The organism is Citricoccus muralis, assembly GCF_029637705.1.
GTDB lineage: Bacteria > Actinomycetota > Actinomycetes > Actinomycetales > Micrococcaceae > CmP2.
This window is the reverse complement of the sequence record NZ_CP121252.1, coordinates 1,854,379-1,877,095: the sequence shown is the minus strand read 5'-3', so window position 1 is coordinate 1,877,095 and position 22,717 is coordinate 1,854,379. Positions and strand designations below refer to the sequence as shown.

Annotated in this window: 15 protein-coding genes; 12 read left to right on the top strand and 3 right to left on the bottom strand. The window is 64.0% G+C overall.

What is annotated here, in order from left to right:
- Nucleotides 1-75 precede the first annotated feature (75 nt).
- From P8192_RS08555 to cydC, 3 genes are read left to right on the top strand one after another with little or no spacing between them, the layout of a single operon-like run.
- A complete protein-coding gene (locus tag P8192_RS08555) occupies nt 76-1,656 on the top strand; it encodes a cytochrome ubiquinol oxidase subunit I (RefSeq protein WP_278156198.1) in 1,581 nt (526 codons plus the stop codon).
- A 42-nt stretch (nt 1,657-1,698) separates the two neighbouring features.
- On the top strand, nt 1,699-2,718 hold the full coding sequence (gene cydB, locus P8192_RS08550) for a cytochrome d ubiquinol oxidase subunit II (protein ID WP_270107556.1): 1,020 nt from the start codon (nt 1,699-1,701) through the stop codon (nt 2,716-2,718).
- Nucleotides 2,715-6,263, top strand: coding sequence for a thiol reductant ABC exporter subunit CydC (gene cydC / locus P8192_RS08545; protein WP_278156193.1), 3,549 nt, complete (start codon nt 2,715-2,717; stop codon nt 6,261-6,263). Before cydB ends, cydC begins: the two co-directional genes overlap by 4 nt.
- A 17-nt stretch (nt 6,264-6,280) precedes the next feature.
- Here cydC and P8192_RS08540 read toward each other — a convergent pair whose 3' ends face one another.
- Entirely contained in the window at nt 6,281-8,917 is a 2,637-nt protein-coding gene (locus P8192_RS08540) for a DNA gyrase/topoisomerase IV subunit A (RefSeq protein ID WP_431521097.1), read from the bottom strand.
- Nucleotides 8,918-8,971: 54 nt separating this feature from the next.
- On the opposite strand from P8192_RS08540, the gene P8192_RS08535 reads away from it, so the two are divergent.
- The 3 genes from P8192_RS08535 to P8192_RS08525 are packed head-to-tail and all read left to right on the top strand — an operon-like array spanning nt 8,972 to nt 13,522.
- The gene (locus P8192_RS08535) at nt 8,972-11,773 is read left to right on the top strand and encodes a GNAT family N-acetyltransferase (protein ID WP_278156191.1); all 2,802 of its coding nucleotides are present in this window, start codon (nt 8,972-8,974) and stop codon (nt 11,771-11,773) included.
- Nucleotides 11,774-11,801: 28 nt separating this feature from the next.
- Nucleotides 11,802-12,392, top strand: a complete 591-nt coding sequence (locus tag P8192_RS08530) for a DUF5998 family protein (protein ID WP_270105100.1) — start codon at nt 11,802-11,804, stop codon at nt 12,390-12,392.
- The gene (locus P8192_RS08525; protein ID WP_278156188.1) at nt 12,389-13,522 is read left to right on the top strand and encodes an alkaline phosphatase family protein; all 1,134 of its coding nucleotides are present in this window, start codon (nt 12,389-12,391) and stop codon (nt 13,520-13,522) included. The genes P8192_RS08530 and P8192_RS08525 overlap by 4 nt, the downstream gene beginning before the upstream one ends.
- Nucleotides 13,523-13,541: 19 nt before the next feature.
- On the opposite strand, the gene sepH is transcribed toward P8192_RS08525, so the two are convergent.
- A complete protein-coding gene (sepH, locus tag P8192_RS08520) occupies nt 13,542-14,807 on the bottom strand; it encodes a septation protein SepH (protein WP_278156186.1) in 1,266 nt (421 codons plus the stop codon).
- Nucleotides 14,808-15,136: 329 nt separating this feature from the next.
- Between sepH and P8192_RS08515 the strand changes: the two genes are divergently transcribed.
- On the top strand, nt 15,137-15,436 hold the full coding sequence (locus P8192_RS08515; protein ID WP_270107558.1) for a DUF4193 domain-containing protein: 300 nt from the start codon (nt 15,137-15,139) through the stop codon (nt 15,434-15,436).
- A 95-nt stretch (nt 15,437-15,531) separates the two neighbouring features.
- Here P8192_RS08515 and P8192_RS08510 read toward each other — a convergent pair whose 3' ends face one another.
- A complete protein-coding gene (locus P8192_RS08510; protein ID WP_333481981.1) occupies nt 15,532-16,101 on the bottom strand; it encodes a DUF3093 domain-containing protein in 570 nt (189 codons plus the stop codon).
- Between the two features lie 134 nt (nt 16,102-16,235).
- On the opposite strand from P8192_RS08510, the gene dut reads away from it, so the two are divergent.
- From dut to acnA, 5 genes are all read left to right on the top strand, one after another.
- A complete protein-coding gene (gene dut / locus P8192_RS08505; RefSeq protein WP_278156184.1) occupies nt 16,236-16,706 on the top strand; it encodes a dUTP diphosphatase in 471 nt (156 codons plus the stop codon).
- Nucleotides 16,707-16,796: 90 nt separating this feature from the next.
- Nucleotides 16,797-17,534, top strand: a complete 738-nt coding sequence (locus P8192_RS08500) for a DUF3710 domain-containing protein (protein WP_278156182.1) — start codon at nt 16,797-16,799, stop codon at nt 17,532-17,534.
- Nucleotides 17,534-18,247 carry a DUF3159 domain-containing protein gene (locus tag P8192_RS08495; protein ID WP_278156180.1) on the top strand — a complete coding sequence of 238 codons (714 nt, stop codon included), beginning with the start codon at nt 17,534-17,536 and terminating at the stop codon, nt 18,245-18,247. Before P8192_RS08500 ends, P8192_RS08495 begins: the two co-directional genes overlap by 1 nt.
- 127 nt (nt 18,248-18,374) lie before the next feature.
- Nucleotides 18,375-19,838 (top strand): class I SAM-dependent RNA methyltransferase, encoded by a 1,464-nt coding sequence (locus P8192_RS08490; RefSeq protein WP_270105106.1) that lies wholly within the window; start codon nt 18,375-18,377, stop codon nt 19,836-19,838.
- A gap of 179 nt (nt 19,839-20,017) precedes the next feature.
- A complete protein-coding gene (gene acnA, locus P8192_RS08485; protein ID WP_278156178.1) occupies nt 20,018-22,717 on the top strand; it encodes an aconitate hydratase AcnA in 2,700 nt (899 codons plus the stop codon).

The following is a 22,717-nucleotide window of genomic DNA, read 5'->3' as shown; positions in this document are numbered from 1 at the left end:
GGCTCTGCGTCACAGAGGCCACATCAACACGAAACGTCTCACACGCGTCTTGTGGCAAGAAGGGAAAGGAACCCGATGGATCCTCTGGAGCTTGCCCGGTGGCAGTTCGGAATCACCACCGTTTACCACTTTCTGATGGTTCCGCTGACGATCGGTCTCGGGGTGGTGCTGGCCAGCATGCAGACCATGTGGCACATCACCGGACACGAGCAGTACCTGCGCATGACCAAGTTTTTCGGGAAGCTGTTCCTGATCAACTTCATCATGGGGGTGGCCACCGGCCTGGTCCAGGAATTCCAGTTCGGAATGGCCTGGAGTGAATATTCCCGTTTCGTCGGTGACGTCTTTGGCGCACCGCTGGCCATGGAGGCGCTGATCGCCTTCTTCATGGAGTCGGTGTTCCTCGGCATCTGGATCTTCGGCTGGGGACGGGTGCGCCCCTGGATCCACTTAGCTTCGCTGTGGGCTGCCGCTATTGGCTCCATGTTCTCGGCGTACTTCATTCTGGCCGCCAACGCGTGGATGCAACATCCCGTGGGCGTGGAGATGGTGGACGGACGGCCCGTGCTCACCGACATTTGGGCGGTGCTGACCAACAACACGCTGCTCGTGCACTTCCCACACACCGTGTTCGGTGCCCTGGCCGTGGCCGGTGGGTTCCTCTTCGGTGTGGCCTGGTACCACCTCTACCGACGTCGTGTGCAGGGCATCGACTCCGTGGACACCGACGGAAAGGTCATGGTCGGCACCACGGGATCCAAGGCCAGCGACGAAACCGACTACCGCGTGTGGCGCACTTCGTTCCGTTGGGGAGGCTGGATTGCCTTGGTGGCGTTCCTCGGTACGGCGTTTTCCGGTCACGCTCAGGCACAGCTGATGATCGAACAGCAGCCGCTGAAGATGGCTGCGGCCGAAGCAGCCTGTCACGACGGCACGGCGTTCTCCGTGTTTTCTTTCGCCGATTTGCGCAACACCGATGGGGCGACTACCTGTGACGACATCGTGGGCGTTTTCGAGATTCCGGGACTGCTCTCGTTCCTTGCCTATGAGGACTTCACCACCCCGGTGGACGGCGTCAACACGCTCATCCCCGAGTATCAGGAGAAGTACGGCACGCATCTTCCCGACGACCCCATGTACGGGGACCGAGCTGGGAGCGAGATCGACTACCTGCCGGTGATGGAAGTGACGTACTGGGGCTTCCGACTGATGATCACCTTCGGTGGCATGGCTGCCCTGGCTGCTGCCATCGGATTGTGGCTGGGTCGCAAGGGCACCGTGCCCACCAATAAGTGGCTGATGCGCCTGGCCCTGGTACAGATCACCTTCTCGTTCTTCGCTAACTCCGCGGGCTGGATCTTTACCGAAATGGGGCGCCAGCCGTTCGTCGTCGCGCCCAATCCCGACCCTACGGGGATCGACCAAGTCTGGATGTATACCGCCGCGGCTGTATCTCCGGGCGTCTCCGGGGGAGAAATCCTCTTCTCGCTGATCGCATTGACCCTGATCTACGCGGTGCTGCTGGTGGTCGAGCTCTGGCTGCTGGCTCGCTACATTCGCGGCGGAGTGCCCGCTGGGATGCCCGAACTATTAGCTGATGAAGACAATGACGACGAGGAGCGCCATGACAAAGACGTTCTCGCGTTTGCCTACTGACCACCCCGATATCACCACCGAATCTCTGAAGGGCTGATGACGATGGAATTTCTTCCGACAGTCTGGTTCATCCTTATCGCGGTGCTCTGGACCGGGTACCTGGTGCTAGAGGGCTTCGACCTCGGCGTGGGCATGCTCATGAAGGTGTGGGCCCGCAACGAATCCCAACGCCGCGTGCTTCTCAACACCATTGGACCGGTATGGGAAGGAAACGAAGTATGGCTGATCACCGCGGCCGGTGCCATGTTTGCAGCCTTTCCGCTCTGGTACGCGGCGATCTTCTCCGCCCTCTACATTCCGTTGACGCTGACCCTGTTGGCGTTGATCGTGCGAGCGGTGGCCATTCATTACCGCAGTAAATCTGAGACCGTGTTCACCCGCACCATCTGGGATTGGTGTCTCTTTGGCGGCTCCGCGGTGTCGGCCTTCTTTATTGGTGCGTTGCTGGGGCTCACCACCACGGGGCTTCCCCTCAACGCCAACGGCGATCGAGTGGGCGGGGCCTTCGCCTGGCTGACCCCCTATGCGGTACTGGGTGGGCTCGCTGTGCTGGGTATTTCCTTGGCCATGGGCTGGGCTTGGCTTGGCCTCAAGACGCTGGGCGCCCCACGCGAAGCCGCCGGCTGGCATCTGAGCCGCTTCGGGATCCTGTACTTGCTGCCCCTCCTGGCCTGGTCGCTCCTTGTGGTGCTCAATGCCGGCCGGGTCTGGACCTGGTGCGCGCTGGTGGTGGCCGTCCTGGCGGCGCTGCTCGCCTGGGCCTGGGCGCTACGTCAACGCGAAGGCTGGTCGTTCGTGGCCATGGCTGTCACGGTCACGGCCGGGGTAACCGCGATCTTCGGAAGCCTTTACCCGGTGGTGTTGCCCTCGACACTGGACGACGCGTTCCACCTCACCATCGAGACCGCCTCATCCAGTGGCTACACGCTGACGGTGATGGCCTGGGTGGCAGCGGTGTTCATTCCGCTGGTGCTCGCCTACACGGCGTACAGTTACTGGATCTTCCGTCAGCGCCTGAGCGAACAGCACATTCCCGAACACCATGTGGTGACCCCGGTGTGAGGCCGGAACTACCGGAATCCAAGGCAGGCCGGTGGGCTTTGATTTGGCTGACCGCGCTCGCAGTCGTGAAAGCGGCGGGCTGGATCATGCTGGCCACCGCTGCGGCCACCGTGCTGAGCCAGCTGGCCGATGCGCTGACGGCTCCCGACGCATCGCGGTTACTGCATTTGCTCTTCAACCCGCTGCCGGCCACCGAAGAACAACGCTCGGAATTGGGCGCGCTGGCTGAGTCGGGCGGCTTCTTGCTCAGTCTGCAGCTCGGGCTGGGTGGGGTGCTCGTACGCGGGGTTGCCCTATGGGGCCAACAGGTCATGTCGCGTCGCGCCGCACTGGGGGAGAAGGAGCGGTTGCGCCTTCAGCTGGTGCGTCGGCACCTCGACGAAGGGGGCTCAACGTCGGACTCTGCTGCAGAAGACGCCATGCTGGCCTCGCATGGGCTCGACGAGCTGGACCAGTACTATACGGATTTTCTGCCGGCTCTCGTTTCGGCCGTCGTGGTGCCAGCGGTTCTGGGCTTCTGGGTGCTTCTGCACGATCTAATCTCGGCGATCGTCGTCCTTTTGACTCTGCCGCTGATCCCACTATTCATGATTCTCATTGGACGGCACACTGAGGAGCGCGTGGACGAGGCTGCAGAGGGGCTGGATCGACTCTCACATCACCTACTGGAGCTAGCGAGGGGGCTGCCCGTGTTGGTGGGGCTTCGCCGGGCAGGGGTGCAGCGCGCCTCGCTGACGACGGTGGCCGAAGAATATCGGGCGACCACCATGAAGACCCTGCGTGCCGCCTTTATGTCGGGGTTCGCCCTTGAACTGATCTCCACCCTGTCGGTGGCTGTGGTGGCGGTGTTCATCGGTGTGCGGATGGTCGACGGAGACCTGGAGCTGGTGGTGGGGCTGCTCATTTTGATCATTGCCCCCGAGATCTATCTACCGTTCCGTGAGGTGGGTTCGGCCTATCACGCGGCCGAGGACGGGGTAGAGGCGCTGCGGCGCGCCCGCCAGCGACTATCTACACCACGTTCAGAACGCCTCGCAGATGCCCTGGACGCGGAGTCTGAAACGACAGCATCGGGTACTGCCGATGCCCTCGTCGTGGACGAGCTACAGCTGAATTACCGCAGTCGACAGGCATCTGACGAACCCGGACGTCAAGCAGTCGTGCGCGGGGTATCGCTCACTGCACCTGCCGGGTCACTGACCGTGTTGGGGGGCGCCTCGGGGACGGGCAAGTCCACGTTGTTACGGGCCCTGGCCGGGGCGTTGCGTGACGACGAGATCGTCGTCTCGGGGACAATCTCTGGGCTGGCGGATCGACGCATCGCGTGGCTGGATCAGCATCCACATTTCACCGAAGCCACCGTAGCCGAGGAAGTGCGCCTGGTGCTGGCTGCCGAACGCGGTCAGACACATCATGACACCGATGTCTCCGCCGATGAGGTACTCATCGAGGAGGTCCTGGCGACCTTGGGATTGGAAAGCCTGGGCGACCAGGCGTGTATGGATCTCAGTCCGGGGGAGGCACGGCGTTTAGGTATGGCCCGTGTCCTGGTGCGGGTGCGCAGTGACGAGAGTGCGCCATCGGCGTGGCTGGTGCTTCTCGATGAACCGACGGCCCACTTGGATCCGGACTCGGCCGCCCGCGTCCGTGCTGCCCTGCGCAGGCTGCGAGATCAGAATGCCATCGTGCTGGTCGCCTCGCACGATCCCCGCCTACACGCCGAGGCGGACGTGCTGGTGCAGGGTGACCTGGGTGGCGAGTTTGAGGTTGTCGATACCGTTGACGTTTTCGATGTCGCCGAGCCCGTCCCTGCCTCGTCCGTGACCGTGCCGGACGGCGATGCACAGCCAAACACGGAACATGCGATGGCACTGTCAGGACCAGCCGCGCCGAACAACCAGCGAGTGGAGCCGCTGCAGCTACGCAAGATGTTCCGGGCGCTGCCCTGGGGCGAGAAAGGATTCCGCTCCGGGATTGCCTGGGCGGTGGCGGCGCTGTTGGCCGGTGCGTTGCTGTCTGCGCTATCGGGGTGGCTGATCGTGCAGGCTTCTTATGAGCCGCCGGTGTTGTTCCTGCTCTCTGTGATTGTGGGCGTGCGCTTTTTCGGCATTGGCCGCGCTCTGTTCCGCTATCTCGAACGACTCAGCGTGCATCAGGCCGTGCTGCGGTGGGCGCACCGGGTGCGGCTGGCGGTCTGGGATGGACTGGGGTATCGGGTCGAGGGCTGGAATCGGCTGCGTCATGCTGGCGGCTCCCTCTCAGTGCTGGTGTCGGAGATCGATGAGCTCCGAGACGCGGTGCCACGCGTGGTGGTTCCCATCCCGGCAGCGGTGCTGGCCTGGGGGCTGAGCATCGTGGTGGTGGCGTATATGGCGCCGCCGGCGTGGTGGGCTGTGGCGCTGGCTGGGCTGTTCGGGCTGGTGCTGGTTCCGTGGGCTGCCGCGCGACTGGACCGACGCGCCACAGCGGCCAGTGCGGCACACCGCAGCTGGTTGATGCAACGCACCTCTGTGTTGTTTGCCGCAGCAGCGGACATTCAGGGGACCGGTACCGCTCAGGAACTTGTTTTCCGCTTCGGTGCGGAAGATCGAGCCGGAGCCGCCCGGTTGCAACGCAGCGCCTGGGTGGCGGGTCTCGGTCAATCGCTCAGCGCCACCGTGGCCGGGCTGACCGCGCTGGCGGTGCTCTGGATCTGTGTCAGCCAGGCGGTGGATGCTCCGTCCGCGGCATTGGCGGTGTTTATGGTGTTGGCGCTGGCCGAGCCCTTCGGACAAGTAGCCGCAGCCGCGCAGTCGGTGTCAGTGGTGCGGCGTCAGCTGGCGGTATTGGAACCGCTGATCACCAGGAACGGCGACGACCCGACGATCACCGGCATCGAAACTGCCCCTGACGGTGTGGTGGAAATGCGTCATCTCAGCGCAGATTACGGCCAGGGCCCCGTGCTCGTAGACCTCGGTCTGTCGGCACGCTTAGGTGACTTCGTGGTGGTGACTGGTCCCTCGGGATCCGGAAAATCGACCCTATTGGCGGTGCTGATGGGCTTTCTGCCACCCCACGCCGGTCACCTTCGTCTCGGTAGCACCAGCAACGATAACCAGCATGGGGCGGGGGTGGCCTGGTGTCCCCAGGACGCACACCTGTTTGATTCCACGCTGCGCTCAAACCTGCTGCTGGCCCGCGATCCGGAAGACCGCGCCACCGATGCCGAAATGGTTCAGACTCTGGAGCTGGTGGGGCTGGGTCCGTGGTTGGCGGCGACTCCCGAGGGACTGGACACTCGGGTGGGGCCGGGAGGCCATTTCCTCTCGGGAGGTCAGCGCCAGCGCCTAGCGGTGGCGCGAGCGCTGCTAAATCGCTCGCACACGGTCTTGTTGGACGAACCTACAGCGCACCTGGGTGCCGACGAAGCCGCCCAATTGGTGGATGATCTGCGCCGCGCGTTGCAGGGGCACACCGTCATCATGGTGACCCATGATGAGCGCTTCGCAGAACGTGGCACCCAGCACTTGGAGCTCGGCCGCAGAGACAGTCACACGTCCGTGTAGCCGTCGCCGCTCGGGACTCAGCCGTCGAGCAGTGAGCCCTGGACGGGACCGTCGTCGTCATGCACCGGTGCTGATGATGCCGGTTCGATGCTCTCATCAGCATCCGCGGCCGCCCGTGCAGCCGCGGACGTAGGGCTTGCGCCCAGCCCCACGACGTCGATGCCGTTGTCCAGCGGGATGCCCGAGCCGTCGCGACGGCCGAACTCCAGCGGGAGCGTGCGGGCTACGCCCTTCTCGGAGGCGGCCAATGCCGGACTCGGACCAGCCCAGGCGGTGCGCAGCCCGGATTCGCCCTTCAGCAATCGGTGCCCCCGGACACCACCGGTAGCGCGACCCTTGGCAGGATACTCGGCAAGCGGAGTCACCTTTGCGGAGCCCGCAGAACTGATCAGGTCTTCCTCGCCCGCCGTGACAGTCACCACCACAGCCAATGCTGTGGTGTCCAGATCGTCGGTGACTGTGTGGTCGGGAGCCACCGAGAAGGACAGCACCTGGTCGTCGGCGCCGAGCTTGATCCCGGCCACCCCGCCGCCGGTGCGCCCCTGAGGCCGCACCGCGGAGGCCGAGAATCGCAACAACTGAGCGCCCGTGGTGATGAACACCAGCTGGGAGTCGTCATCGGCCGCGGCCGCGCCCACCACCTCGTCCTTGCCCTTAAGAGCGATGGCGTCGAATTCATCCGCATTCAGGGGCCAGTCCGGGCGGACACGCTTGACCACACCGGCGCGGGTGCCGAGTGCGAGCACGGTATTCAGGGGTACGATGGCCACCAGCGTCTCGCCGCGTTGCAGCGTGACGAAGTCCTTGACCGCCACTCCGGAGGCCAGATTCGGGGATTCGGTGGGTTCGGCCAGGCTGGGCACGTCCACCACATTGATCCGCTGGATCCGTCCCGAGGACATCAGCGCGCCCACTTCACCGCGTGCGGTGGTGGCGACGATGGACCGGTAGGCATCGTGGCGTTGACGCCGCCCGTGGCCGGTCAGGGGAGTCCGATCGCGAGTGCGCACCAGTTGGCCGGAGGTCGACAGCAGCACCCAGCACGGGTCATCGGCCACCATCATGGTGTCCTGGCCGGCAGCTTTGGCTTTCGCCGTTGCAGCCGGGGTGGGCAGCGGTGCCAGGTTTTCCGCCTCGAGCAACTGGGTCCGCCGGTCGTCACCGTGCAGCTCAGCCACCTCGGCGAGCTCATCGGAGACCGTGGTGCGCAGCAGCTCATCCGAAGCAAGAATGGCTTCCAGCTCGGCAATGGCGCGCTTGAGTTCATCTTGCTCCGCTTCCAGCTCGATCCGAGAGAACCGGGTGAGCTGACGCAGCCGCAGCTCAAGAATGTGATTCGCCTGAATCTCGGTCAGGTCGAACACCATCATTAATCGCTGGCGTGCCGCGGCAGTGTCGTCGGAGGACCGGATGATCTCGATGACCTCGTCGATGTCCACCAGAGCCAGCAACAGGCCCTCAACCAGGTGTAGTCGATCCTGCTTCTTTTTCAGCCGAAACGCCGTGCGGCGGCGCACCACCGAGATCCGGTGCTCGACGTAGACCTCGAGCAACTCGCGCAACCCCAGGGTGCGCGGTTGCCCCTCCACGAGGGCCACGTTATTAATGCCGAAGGACTCCTCCAGCGGGGTGAACTTGTAGAGCTGGGCCAGCACGGCCTGCGGATTGAAGCCGGACTTCAGCTCGATGACCATCTTCAGGCCGTTTTTGCGGTCCGTGAGGTCCAGCACGTCGGCAATGCCGGAGACCTTCTTGGCATTCACGGCGTCCTTGAGCTTCTCGATCACCTTCTCCGGGCCCACCCCATAGGGCAAGGCAGTGACCACCAGGCCGGTCTTGCGCGGGGAGACCTGCTCGACGGAGACGTTGGCTCTCATCTTGAAGGAGCCTCGTCCGGTGGCGTAGGCGTCACGGATGCCCTGCATCCCCACGATGCGCCCGCCCGAGGGCAGATCCGGGCCCGGAACATGTTCCATCAGGTCGTCCAGGGTGGCATCCGGGTGGGCAATCAGGTGCCGGGCCGCGTTGATGGTCTCGCGCAGATTGTGCGGGGCCATATTGGTGGCCATACCGACGGCGATACCGGAGGCGCCGTTCACCAACAACTGAGGGAAAGCCGCGGGCAGTACTTCAGGCTGAGTGAACTTGTTGTCGTAGTTGGGGATGAAATCGACGACGTCTTCATCCAGGTCCGCCGTCATCGCGATCGCGGCGGGAGCCATGCGTGCCTCGGTATACCGTGGGGCGGCCGGTCCGTCGTCGAGAGAGCCGAAGTTGCCGTGGCCGTCCACCAGCGGCAGCCGCAACGAGAACGGCTGAGCCAGACGCACCATTGCGTCGTAAATCGCCGAGTCGCCGTGCGGGTGCAACTTACCCATCACCTCTCCCACCACGCGGGCGGACTTCACATGACCCTTGTCCGGGCGCAGGCCCATCTGCGCCATCATGTAGAGAATGCGGCGCTGTACCGGCTTGAGCCCATCGCGGGCGTCCGGCAGCGCGCGGGAGTAGATCACCGAGTAGGCGTACTCCAGAAAAGAGGTCTCCATCTCCGAGGAGACGTCGACGTCGAGAATGTTCTGCTCGTCCAGCGGCACCATCTCCGGTGCTGCCGCGGAGGAAGCCTGTGAGCGGTTCTTCGACGTGCGTGCCATGATCCTCTTCGGTGTTTGCTATCTCTGGGGCTGATGAGCGTTTAGGCTGATCATATGGCTGAGCAGACTCAAAACCGTGAATATCCGGCGCATTGGGAAGCCGATGTCGTCCTGCGCGATGGTGCCACCGCGCGCCTGCGGCCCATAACGCCGGATGACGCCGAGGCGGTGCAGCGCATGCATGCCGGACAATCACAGAGCTCGATCTACCTGCGTTACTTTACCTACAAGTCCTCGCTGACGGCGAAGGAACTGCAGCGATTCACCGTCGTGGACTATGTGGATCGGGTGGCACTGGTGATCTTGCGCGGCGCTGAAATTCTGGGTATCGGCCGCTATGACCGCCTCGATGATCCGCTGGAAGCCGAGGTCGCATTCAATATTGCCGACGCACATCAGGGCCGCGGCATCGGGTCGATCCTGATGGAACACCTGGCGGCGGCCGCCCGGGAGAATGGGATCCGTCGCTTCTCGGCCGAGGTGCTGCCCGAAAACCGCAAGATGCTCTCCGTGTTCCAAGAATCCGGATTCGAAGTGTCGCGAAAATTCGACGACGGCGTCGTGGTGGTCGAATTCTCCATCCATCCCACGGATAAGGTGCGCGCCGTGATGGAATCCCGCGAGCACCGTGCCGAGGCCAAATCGGTTCGCGAGCTGCTGAACCCCCGCTCCATTGCCGTCATTGGTGCCTCTCGCAGCTGGGGGTCCGTGGGGTACGCGCTGCTGGAGAACATCATCGAGGGTGGATTCACCGGCTCCGTCTACGGGATCAATCCCGAAGCGATGGAGCTAGCCGGGATGATTTCCCTCGGATCCCTGGAGGAAGTGCCCGAGCAGATCGATCTGGCTGTCATTGCGGTGCCGGTGGAACGCATGGAAGTTGTCATCGAGGATTGTGCGCGCAACAATGTGCGCGGGCTACTGGTGGTCACCGAAGTGTTCGACGGCTCCGAAGAATCTTTGGCGCTGCAAAGCCGGCTGGTGGGTGCTGCTCGCAGCCAGGGGATGCGCGTGATTGGCCCCGCCTCCGCCGGGGTGATCAATACCGACCCGGCCACTCGCCTCAACGCCTCAGTGGCACCGTTCATGCCCGCCCGCGGCCCCATCGGTGTTTTTTCTCAGTCGGCTGCCATCGGCGCCACCCTGTTCGCTGCGGCTCATCGCCGCGGGCTGGGACTCACCGCCATGATTTCCGCTGGACACCGCGCCGACGTGTCCGGCAACGACGCCATGCAGTACTTCGAGGACGACGCCTCCTCGGCGGCGGTGGGGGTGTACCTGGAGTCCTTCGGCAACCCGCGTAAATTCAGCCGCATCGTGCGCCGGCTCTCCCGTTCCAAGCCGGTGATCGTCTCCCGCTCCAACGCCATGGGACGCCGACTCCCTCCCGGGCACTCTACTCGCACCACCCAAGCCCCGCCCGCCACGGTGAACTCCATGTTGGACCAGGCCGGGGTGATTCAGGTGGACAACCACTCGGATCTGATGGACCTGCTGCAGGTGCTGGCCTGCCAACCGATTCCGGCTGGTGAGCGCATCGGCGTGTTGGGCAATGCGGAGGCGATGAACCGTCTCGTCATCGACGCCGCTCAGCGCCAGGGGATGAAAGTCACCCGGGTGGATCTGATCGACGCCCTCGACGCCGGACACACCGTCGACGAGGCCATTCGCTCCTTCACACGAGCCGTACGCGATGCCGTGGAATCACAGCAGATCGACGGGCTGGTCGTCGTCGTCCAGTCGGGGATGCATCAGCTGCCCGGCCAGACCACGGATCTGGCCGAAGCCATCGCCGAAGCCAGCGAAGACTCGGCCGTGACGGTGGTGACGTCCTTCACCGCGGTGCTCGACGACGAGTTCCGTATTTCCGGGATCGCCGGCGCCGACCGCGGTGAGCGGGTACTCGACCGCACCGACCTGCCCGCTGCGCCCGAAACCGACTCAGACCCGGAGCCAGAAACAGACCCAGCCACCGCCGCCGTGCAGCTCCAAACCGGGGTGCCCGTCTTCGCTAATCCGAGCCAAGCCGCCGCCATGCTCTCCAAGCTGGTGCGCTATCGGGCCTGGCGAGACGCCGAACACGGCACCGTGGTCGACCTCACCGACGTCGACCGAGAGCGGGCCGAGACCCTGGTCGCGGGCTGGGTCGCCGGGGTCCAAGGTACCGACCTGCTGCGCCTGAACCCCGCCCAAACCCAGGAGTTGTTGGACTGTTATGGCATCTCCGTTCTGGGGTCGCGCAGCTTCGACACCGACGACGAGGCCGTGGCCGCCGCCGACGAGCTCGGCTGGCCCGTGGCCATCAAAGCCGTGGATTCATTCCTGCGCCACCGCCTCGATTTGGGCGGGGTCCGGCTCAACATCCCGGACGAGGAATCGCTGCGTCACAACATCTGGCATATGCGCACCGTGCTGGCGCCCTATGGGGATCCCCAGTTGGAAATCCAGACCATGGCGCCGACCGGCCAAGGCTGCACCGTGACCGCCCTGGAAGACCCGCTGCTGGGCCCGGTGGTGTCCTTCGGTCTCTCTGGAGATGCCGTCGAGCTGCTGGACGACTGGGTACACATGGTGCCGCCGCTGACGGACCAGGATCTCGAAAACATGATCCGCACCCCGCGGGCCGCAGCCCGGCTCTTCGGTCACTCCGGCATGCCGGCGGTGGACGCCGAGGCGCTCAAGGACCTGCTGGCCCGCATAGTGGCACTCAAAGACGACCTGCCGCAGGTCGCGCGGATGCGGTTCAACCCGGTGCTGGCCTCGGAATCGACGGTGACTGTGCTGCAAGCCGAGATCGACGTCGCCAATGCCGCGCAGCGCACCGATTCCGCGCGCCGCGCCATGCGCGATTCCTGACCCCGGGGTGCCCGCTACCATGGTGAGCATGACTCGACACCCTGATGCGACGGCTCAACTCAGCGCTGCCCTGGAGCGCACCGGTTTCTACCCGCAGCTGGTGGCTAACGCGTTGCGCGAGGAACTGGACGGGCGCGCCGTCATCGAGCATCTGGTGCACGTGGACACCCATTTCGACTACGACGACGTGCACCGGCACATCACCGTGCTCGCGCTAACCGAGGACGTGCTCGCCGCCGTGCATCTCTCGGATTTCCCCCTCGACGACGCCGGACACCGGATGCGCGCCCAGGTCGCCACCGAGCTGATCCCGCTGCGACGCCTGGACTCCGTGGTGCTCACCACCCAGCATGATGAGCCTCACCGGCACCGCCCGAATGATGCGGTCGCCGAGGTCACCCTGGCCGTGACCTGGGCGGGTGGCCAGCGCCTCGACCTGGCTCCGGCTGGCTGCGCGGACCCCGAGTGCACCGCCGACCACGGCTACACTGGCACCGCCTCGCGCGAAGACCTCACCCTGCGGGTCGCCGCCGAAGCGGAAGGCCAGGCCGCGGTCAACCAGGCGCTCACATTCTCCCGTGCCCTGCGGCGTGCCGCGGTGCAGTGGGCAGGTCGATGAGTCAGCCCGTCCCCGTCGGCCCTGCCTACCCGAGCCGGTCCCTTGCTGCCGTGCTACCCTCCATGGGGGCCAGCCTCGGTGCCGCTCTGCCCAACACTCTGCGCCTACCGAAAGTGAAGACCACCTGCCTGTTGATGATCGACGGGCTCGGTTCCGCCCTGCTGAAACGCTACGCCGGTCACGCCCCGTTCCTTTCCTCGGCCGCACGAGACACGCTGTCCTCCGCGTTTCCCACGACGACGGCCGCCTCCCTGGCTACCCTGGGCACCGGCCTGGCGCCCGGCCAACACGGGCTCATCGGTTACGACGTCCTCGACCCGGATCGCGGGGTGGTGGTGAACCAGCTCGGCGGCTGGGACCCCGGAACGGTTCCTGAGCTCTGGCAACCGCACCCCACCGTGTTTACGCGGCTAGCCGAACTCGGAATCGAACCGGTCACGGTGTCCCGGCCGAATTTCGCCGCCTCGGGGCTGACCCGCGCGGCACTGACGGGGAGCCGCTTTGTGCCCGCCAAATCATTGGCCGACCGCTTCTCCGCCGCTCGACGCGAAGCCCAAGACCCCGGACGGTTGATCTATCTTTACGTTAATGAGCTGGACAAGATCGGTCACGCTGCCGGTCCAGGCTCTGAAGCTTGGCTGGAGGTGCTCGAGGAACTGGACTCGGCGGCTCGTCGTCTGGCGGCGCAGTTACCCTCGGGCACGGGCCTGTTGGCCACCGGCGACCACGGGATGATTGACGTACCCGAGGCGCACCGCATCGACTACTCGTTGGAACCGCGGCTCATCGACGGGGTGCAGTTCACCGCCGGCGAGCCACGGTTTGTGCAGCTCCATTTCGCCGACGACGCCAGCGACGCCGTTCGCGAGTCCACCCGGCGGTCCTGGGGGAGGGCCTACGGTGACCGTGCCTGGGTGCTCACCCGGGCCGAAGCGGTGGACGCGGGATGGTTCGGTCCGGTGGATCCGCGCGTGCTGCCGCGGGTGGGAGAGCTGATCGTGGCACCGTTCGAGCCACTGGCGCTCTATGACGGGCGCCGTGTGCAACCGGGGGCGTTCGAGATGGTGGGCCACCACGGGGCACCCACGAAGGCAGAGCGCGAGGTGCCGCTACTGCGCCTGGCCTCGTGAACCGATGATGGTCTTGGGATCAGTCGGACTTGGTGCCAAACATGATCTCATCCCAACTGGGCACGCTCGGACGGTTTTTACGGTTCTTCACCCGGGAGGACCGCTCAGACTTCAACGCCTGACCGGTCTCGTCCTCGGAAAGTCCCTCGAAGGCATCAGTCTGCCCCTCGATCTCTTCCGAGCTCACCTCGTATTGTTCCGTTTTCAGCGAGGTGTGAGAGTGCAGACGCGGAATCCAGGTCGCGGAGTCCTGCTCTGTGTGTTGATCGCCCGCCTCCGTGCCAGCAACGTGCTCGTCTTCAGCCGGCACCGCGTCGTCAGTCTCAGGCTGGTCTGCGGCGCCCGAGGATTCGGAGGAATCGCCGTTATCAGCGGCGTCGTTCGGGGTCACGACCAGCTGCGGTCGCGTCCACGTGGAGGGGTGCTCCTCGCGGGTCAACATCAGTGCTAGCTCGTCGTCGCCCTCTTCATCCACGCCGAGTCGCTGACCGCGCCGGGCATGCAATACGTCGAGCAATTCTTCCTGCGCCTCAGGGTCGACGGCGGGACGGGGACCAGCAGGTTTCTCCGGCTCCCGGGCCGGGGCAGCATCGAAGTCGAAGGGATGATCGGTGACCGCCGACAGTCGGCGGGTGCCGAAGGGGGAGTCCGATTCCAGTTCCGAGAGCACTTGTGCCCACCGGTTGAGATTGCCTACCTGCTTCGAGGCCGGGCGGAAACTCCACAGCGCCGGGGGGTGATCGCCGATGTCGGCGCGGCCGCCCTCCGTGGAGAACTCGGCCGAGATCGTCCAGGAGGTTTCACCCTCTTCGCGCCAGGCGTTCCACTGCAAGGTGCTGGCATCAAAACCCAGCGCCGTGAGCCGGTGGCGGACCATCGGACCCAGTGCGGCGGGGTCGTCACCGAACACCGACCGGTAGAGATCATTGCCGGGCTGAGGGGAGGACACCTCAATACCCTGGGCCTGCGTGGCGATCCAGCCGCGCTCAGCGAGCACGGGCGCCTCGTACGTGCGCAACCGGGCCGGGTCGAGCCCATGGGAATCGGCCAGCTGCTCGGCCGTGGCACCGGCACGGATCTTTGCCTGAATGTCCTTGGGTGACAGCACCGTGGCTGCATCATCTGCAGCTGCGGCAGACGGACGCCCAATGGGGCGGGTTGCCGCTGCGCGCAACGCGTCGGTGATCTCCAGGGTGAATTCGGTGCCCTGCGGGTCCGAGAGCAGAAGATGTTCGCCGTCCTCGTGCACCCCGACAAGACGTAGCTGCTGCTGGGGTGTGTCCATGCCGTGCCTCCGCTTTCCAATGGCTTTCAGGGTGAACTTTGCCATGATTCTATGTCAGGTGCATTGCTGTGCCGCGGTGCGTCGCCGATTAGCCGAGGATCCTCGTGAGAAAACCTCTGGAGATACTCTCGGTCTTTGTGTGACAGATCCTCGAAGGACCTGATTTGTGTTTTCAGAGCGGTTAGGGAAAAATCTCAGCGAAACATGCGGCGACGGAGCGCGGGACACGCTGATTCTTCACGCCGTCGAGCACTGGGAATTCCGGGGACTGACCCGTTGTTGCGAAGGTGCTCACCATTCACATGCTGACCGAGCGGAGCGGGAAAACAATGGCGACCGATTATGATGCCCCACGCAAGAACGAAGACGAGATCCGCGAGGACTCCATTGAAGAGTTGAAGACGCGCCGGACCGATACGCAGTCGGCCGTGGTGGATGAAGACGAGGCCGAAGCCGCCGAAGGGTTTGAGCTTCCCGGCGCGGACCTTTCCGACGAAGAACTGCAGGTGCGCGTGCTACCGGCCCAGGCTGACGAATTCACCTGCGCCTCCTGCTTCCTGGTGCGTCACCGTTCGCAGGTAGCGAAAGAAGAGGGCGGGCTGCTGTACTGCACCGACTGCGAAGGCTGAGCCTCCTCGGTCGCTCGTCCAAGATCAGAAGAAACGCTAGGGCGCTTCCTCAATGGTGAGGAAGCGCCCTAGCGTTGTTTTGCGGTATGAGGTGCTCAGTATTCGTGATGTTCGTTCAGCTCGCGGCGAATCCGGCCCTCAATGTCGTTCTCGTCCGGTTCGGCGTCGACGTCGGCGACCACGTCGGCAAACATGGCACCGTTCAGGGCGGCTACCAGTTCCTCGGGACGCCGCGTCGAGGTCAACCAGTACGGGGTCCGGTCTCGACGGTCAGTGATCTGGATGCGCACCACCGGAGAAATCCAGCCCCGCAAGCAGAGGAAAGCCAGCCCATGCAGGCCCGGTCCGCGCTGGTAGGTGGCGTCGTCGCCGCGGTAACCGGTCACCGGCCCCAGATGCTCCCGCTCGATCCCGGCGCGGCCCACCTGCAAGGTAGTCTCGGTGACCACAATCTTCGGGGTGGTGGCGATGAGGATGATGGTGCACAGCAGGTACATTCCCACCGCGGCGCCGATACCCCAGGCCACGCCCACGGGTGCGAGCACCATGTAGCTGAGACCCGCGAACATCAGGGCCACGATCCACAGCCACCACGAAGGCCAAAGCCGCTCCACGAAGAGCTCGCCGGTGGGCTGCGAGGATGCAGGAGGAGTCGAATCTGTCATAACACTAGGTTCCCACATCGACGGTGTCCTACCGCGCATCGAGTCTCGATGGAAGCCGGAGGCGGCCAGCAGAGGCGATAGAGTGTCCACGGTTGACCGGAAAGCTTGGCAGTCAGTCGCCGAGACGAGAGTGGATGCAAGAGAGGCCCGAAATGGAAAAGGTGCACGTGGAGCTGAAGATGCTGGACGACGGAATCGAGCCGCCCAGCTATGCCCTGCCCGGTGATGCCGGTGCTGACCTGCGCACCACCGTTGACGTGGTCTTGGCACCGGGGGAGCGCGCCCTGGTGCCCACCGGTATTGCGATCGCCCTCCCGGAAGGTCTGGTCGGGCTGATTCATCCTCGTTCCGGGCTGGCCGTGCGTCACGGGCTGAGCTTGGTGAATTCTCCGGGCACTATTGACGCCGGATACCGTGGTGAAATCAAAGTGCCGCTGCTGAACACGGACCGCAACGAGGCCATTACCCTGCGCCGCGGCGATCGCATCGCCCAGCTGGTGATCCAGCCGGTGCTCCAAGCCTCCTTCACTCCGGTTGAGGAACTCTCGGAGTCGGTGCGCGGCGACGGCGGTTTCGGATCGACCGGCGGTTTCGTCACCAGCTAAAGCCTCGGCCAGGGAGTGCTCAACGCCCTGTATTAGGCTGGGCAACGACTATCGCGAGCGAATGCACCACAGAAACGGGAGAATCACGCCATGCTCTTCGGGCGAAATCGCCATGTGAAAGCTGAGACGGTGTCTCTGCCTGAGAACCTGCGTCACCTGCAGGAGACGGAAGACACGGCCGAGACTCCGGCACAGGAGGGTCCGTTCGACCGCAGCACCCGTCCCGACGTCAAAGGTCTGCTCGACCTCGGTGCGCTGAAGGTTCCGGTGCGCGCCCAAGTGCCGGTGCGTCTGGACGTCGAAGAATCGAGCAAGCGGATCATCGGAGTCACGCTGACCTCGAATCAGTCGACCTTGCAGGTGCAGGCCTTCGCCGCGCCTCGAACCTCCGGACTGTGGGATGAGATCCGCGCCGAAATTGTCGAGTCCATCAAGAAGAATGACGGCGCTCAGGCCGGAGAAAAAGAGGGCCGCTTCGGTACCGAGGTGCTCGCCCGCATCCCCGCCGCCATGCCCGACGGCAAGGCCGGCTGGCGGGTGGCTCGCTTTATCGGCGTCGACGGCCCCCGCTGGTTTGTGCGCGGCGTCTTCGGCGGAAAGGCAGCCTTCAGTGACGAAGCAGCTGCTGAGCTGGAGGACATGTTCGCGCAACTGGTCGTTCATCGCGGTGAGACCCCCTTGCCGCCGCGAGAGCTGCTGCCGCTGACCCCACCGGCCAACATGAAGCCTCTACGGCGTCCGGACGCCGAAAGCGAAGCCGAGACCGTTGCCCCGAAGAGTGCGGCACCGATGCCGAAGCGCGGGCCTGAGATCACCGAGATTCGCTAGTGAGCCAGGACAAGCCCCACGACGAGCGTCCTGATCAGATGCTCTCCGTGGCTGAACAATTGAGTCGGCGCGCCTCCGTCAACGATGACGGCCAGCTTGACCTGATGGCCTCGATCGGCGGCTGGCGCGGACTCGTGGAATCGGTGTTGCCTTCGGCGGTCTTCCTCGTCGCGTTCATTCTCGTCGAGGACATTTGGGCGGCTGGAATCGGCGCCACCGCCATCGCCGTGGTATTCGCCATTGCCCGGCTGATCCAACGCCAGTCACCACTGCAGGCGTTCACCGGGCTGGCCGGTGTGGTGCTGTGTGTTGCTGTCGCACTGTTCACGGGCGACGCCGAAGACTATTTCGTTCCCGGTTTCTACACCAACGCCATCTATGGTGCTGCGATGATCATCTCAATGATCGCGCGATGGCCGCTGATGGGGCTCATTTTCGGATTCCTGCGTTCTGAAGGTGTGGCCTGGCGCCAGCAACCGCGCCGTAGGCGCAGCTACCAGGTGGCCACGGGGTTCATCGTTGCCATGTTCGTGGCGCGACTAGCTGTGCAATTGCCGCTGTACTTCGCTGGGGAGTTCGTCGCGTTGGGCACTGCGCGACTGCTGATGGGCATCCCGCTGTATGCGATGGCACTGTGGCTGGCTTGGATGGTGTCCCGACCCACGGCGAAGGACCAACAGGCGGCTGAAGTGGAGCAAAGCCCCTCCAGTTGACGGGTGCGAAGCCCCGAATTCTCGGGTTGGACAACTGCTAGTAGACTTGTCACTGGAACGGTGTAGGAGTGGGGGAGACACTGGGCAATGCCGTTCCTTCCGTTGTTGTGGCAGGAGAAAGTAGCGTATGACAAGCACCATCCGGTCAGCTGCCCAGGCTGACCTTCCGGAAGACCTCACAGGAGTGATAGCACCTGAGACGGTGACGGTTGAAGTCGGACCTATGGCGCATGGAGGACACTGCGTCGCACGACACGAAGGACGGGTCATTTTCGTGCGCCACGCGATCCCGGGGGAGATCGTCGTCGCACAGCTCACCGAGACCGGTGACAAGGCCCGGTATTGGCGCGGTGACGTCGTCGAGATTATCCGAGCCTCGGAATTCCGTCGCTCGCACCAGTGGAAGCTCGCGGATTCGTTGCGCGCTTACCACGCCGGCCGTCAACCCATTGGTGGGGCGGAATACGGCCACATCGTCTTGGAGCATCAGCGTCGACTGAAGGCACATGTCTTCCGAGACACATTGTCGCGCATTGGCAAGCAAACGGTCGAGGCCGGGGTTAGCGGACTCGAATCCGACGAACCGACGGGTCTGCACTGGCGCACCCGCAACGCGTTCGCTGTGACCTCCAGCGGTCGCATCGCTATGCACGTGCACCGCAGCATGACGACCATTCCCGTGCGGAACATCCCGCTGGCGGTATCTGCCCTGGATGACCTGCACCTTTGGGATATTGATTTCACCGGCGCGGATCGTGTTGAGGTAGCCACCCCCTCGACGGGTGACGAAGCCCTGATCATCGTGATTCCGTCGAAGGACACAGCCGCACAAGACGCTCGGCTCAATGAGTGCATGAAGCGGTGGAAAAAACAGCTGTCCACCTATCCCGAATCCGTTTCGGCCGTGGTCGCCTTGGAATCGGAAAAACTCGGCGGCCCCATCGAATTGACCCGGTTGCGTGGACGTACCTGGGTCAAGGAAGTCGTTGCGAGTGCGAAATACGGCTCCAAGACCTTCCGCGTGAGTGGCCCCGGATTCTGGCAGGTCCACCGTGAAGCACCCGCAACGCTGGTGGACGCCGTGATGGCGGCCGCGTCGCCCCAACCAGGAGAAGTGCTTGCCGACCTCTACGCCGGAGCCGGCCTATTTTCGGCTTTCCTGGCTGACGCCGTGGGTGAAGATGGTTGTGTGTTGTCCGTCGAGGCTTCTGTTGGTGCCAGCCGCGACGCGCGCAGGAACCTGCACTCGACCCCGCAGGCCTATGTCTTGAACGGCCGCACGGACCGTGTGGTCGGCTCGTGGATCAATCGTTCCGAGGCGCCTCTCAACCGGGGCGGCTTGGACGGTCGTTCCGTGGACACGGTGGTATTGGACCCGCCACGCTCCGGCGCCGGAAAGGCAGCGGTGCAGCGGATTCATCAGCTGGCACCGACCAAGATCGTCTACGTTTCGTGCGACCCCGCATCCTTCGCCCGCGACACGCGGTGGCTGGGGGAACTTGGATGGTCGCTGGATTCAGCGGATGTCTACGATCTGTATCCCGACACACATCACATGGAGTCAGTTGCCGTGTTCACGCGCGCAGAATGACTCCAGAAACTGGTTAGAATGTTGTGGAGGCCACTGGTCTGTGTGCTCTGAGCCCACAGATCAGACGGCACCGCACCGATAACGCCGCGATTGACTCGCGCATTGCGTTGAGGGGACGTAGCGGGTCATCACGCACGTAAGGCTAAGCGCCCTGATGAGGGCGGGAAGAGGAGTCCACTGTGACGACTGTTGATAGCTTTGGTTCCAAGGGCGTCCTCGACGTCAACGGCGCCAAGTACGAGATCTTCCGGCTGAAGGAAGTGGAGGGCTATCAGACCCTTCCTTACTCCTTGAAGATTCTCCTGGAGAACTTGTTGCGCACGGAAGATGGTGCCAACGTCACCAAGGAGCAGATCCAGGCACTGGCACAGTGGAACCCGGCCGACGAGCCGAACACTGAAATCCAGTTCACCCCCGCTCGCGTGATCATGCAGGACTTCACCGGTGTGCCCTGTGTCGTCGACCTGGCGACCATGCGCGAGGCCATCGCGGATCTCGGCGGTGACCCGGAGCGAGTGAACCCGCTGGCACCGGCAGAGTTGGTCATCGACCACTCGGTCCAGATCGACAACTTTGGCACCGCTGACGCCCTTGAGCGCAACATGGAGATCGAATACGAGCGCAACGGCGAACGCTACCAGTTCCTGCGCTGGGGTCAGACCGCATTCGATGACTTCAAGGTCGTGCCTCCGGGCATGGGTATCGTCCACCAGGTCAACATCGAGTACCTGGCGCGCACCGTGATGACCCGCGAGGTCGACGGCGTGCTGCGCGCCTACCCTGACTCCTGTGTCGGCACCGACTCTCACACCACCATGGTCAACGGCCTGGGTGTTCTGGGCTGGGGTGTGGGCGGCATCGAGGCCGAGGCCGCTATGCTCGGCCAGCCGGTGTCCATGCTGATTCCTCGCGTGGTTGGCTTCAAGCTCACCGGTTCCATCCCGTCCGGCGCTACAGCCACCGATGTGGTGCTCACCATCACCGAGATGCTGCGTCAGCACGGCGTGGTCGGCAAGTTCGTCGAGTTCTACGGTGAAGGCGTTGGCTCCGTGCCGTTGGCGAACCGCGCGACCATCGGCAACATGTCGCCCGAGTTCGGTTCTACCGCCGCGATGTTCCCGATCGACGAGGTCACCCTCGACTACCTGCGCCTGACCGGACGCTCCGAAGAGAACCTGGCCTTGGTCGAGGCTTACACCAAGGAACAGGGCCTGTGGCACGATCCTTCGGTCGAGGTGAAGTACTCCGAGTACCTGGAGCTGGATCTGTCCACCGTGGTTCCGTCCATCTCGGGTCCGAAGCGTCCTCAGGACCGCATCGAACTCTCCGACTCCAAGGAACAGTTCCGCAAGGACATCCACAACTACGCCGACACCGACGAACTGGGCGCAGGTCGTCCTTCCAAGTCGGTTGGTGTCAGCATGGAAGACGGCCGCGAGTTCGAGCTCGACCACGGTGCCGTTTCGATCGCCTCGATCACCTCCTGCACCAACACCTCCAACCCCTCCGTGATGATGGCCGCTGCTGTGCTGGCCCGCAACGCGGTGGACAAGGGCCTGAAGTCCAAGCCATGGGTGAAGACCTCGGTTGCTCCCGGTTCCCGCGTCGTTACCGAGTACTACGAGAAGTCCGGGCTCATCCCGTACCTCGAGGACCTCGGCTTCAACGTCGTCGGCTACGGTTGCACCACCTGCATCGGCAACTCCGGTCCACTGGAGTCCGAGATTTCGCAGGCCATCCAGGACAACGACCTTTCGGTGACTTCGGTGCTCTCTGGTAACCGTAACTTCGAAGGCCGCATCAACCCGGACGTGAAGATGAACTACTTGGCGTCGCCGCCGCTAGTGGTCGCTTACGCCTTGGCTGGAACCATGGACTTCGACTTCGAGAACGATGCTCTGGGCCAGGACGCTGACGGCAACGACGTGTACCTGAAAGACATCTGGCCGGACCCGACCGAGGTGCAGAAGATCATTGATGCCTCGATCGACACCGAGATGTTCACCAAGGAATACGGGACCATCTTCGATGGCGACGAGCGCTGGCAGTCCCTGGAGACCCCCACCGGTGCGACCTTCGAGTGGGATGACCAGTCGACCTACGTGCGTAAGCCCCCATACTTCGAGGGCATGAAGCACCAGCCGGAACCTGTCACCGACATTCAGGGCGCACGCGTCCTGCTGAAGCTGGGCGACTCGGTCACCACCGACCACATCTCCCCGGCCGGTTCCTTCAAGTCGGACACTCCCGCAGGGCGCTACCTCCTGGAGAACGGTGTGGAGCGCAAGGACTTCAACTCCTACGGTTCCCGTCGTGGTAATCACGAGGTGATGATCCGCGGTACCTTCGCGAACATCCGCATCAAGAACCAGCTGCTGGACGGCGTCGAAGGTGGGTTCACCCGCGACTTCACGCAGGACGGCGCACCGCAGGCCTACGTCTACGACGCTGCTCAGAACTACCAAGCGGCCGGCACCCCGCTGGTGGTGCTCGGTGGCAAGGAATACGGTTCCGGTTCGTCGCGTGACTGGGCTGCTAAGGGTACCGCGCTGTTGGGCGTGCGCGCCGTCATCACCGAGTCGTTCGAGCGAATTCACCGATCCAACCTCATTGGTATGGGCGTGCTGCCCCTGCAGTTCCCTGCAGGAGAGAACGCCGAGTCCCTGGGTCTCGACGGTACCGAAACCTTCGACTTCACCGGTGTGACCGTGTTGAACGAGGGCAAGACGCCGAAGACCGTTAAGGTCACCGCGACGCACCCCGAGGGCAAGGTCACCGAGTTCGATGCTGTCGTCCGCATCGACACCCCCGGTGAGGCCGACTACTACCGCAACGGCGGTATCCTGCAGTACGTTCTGCGTCAGATCGCGGCTTCCTAA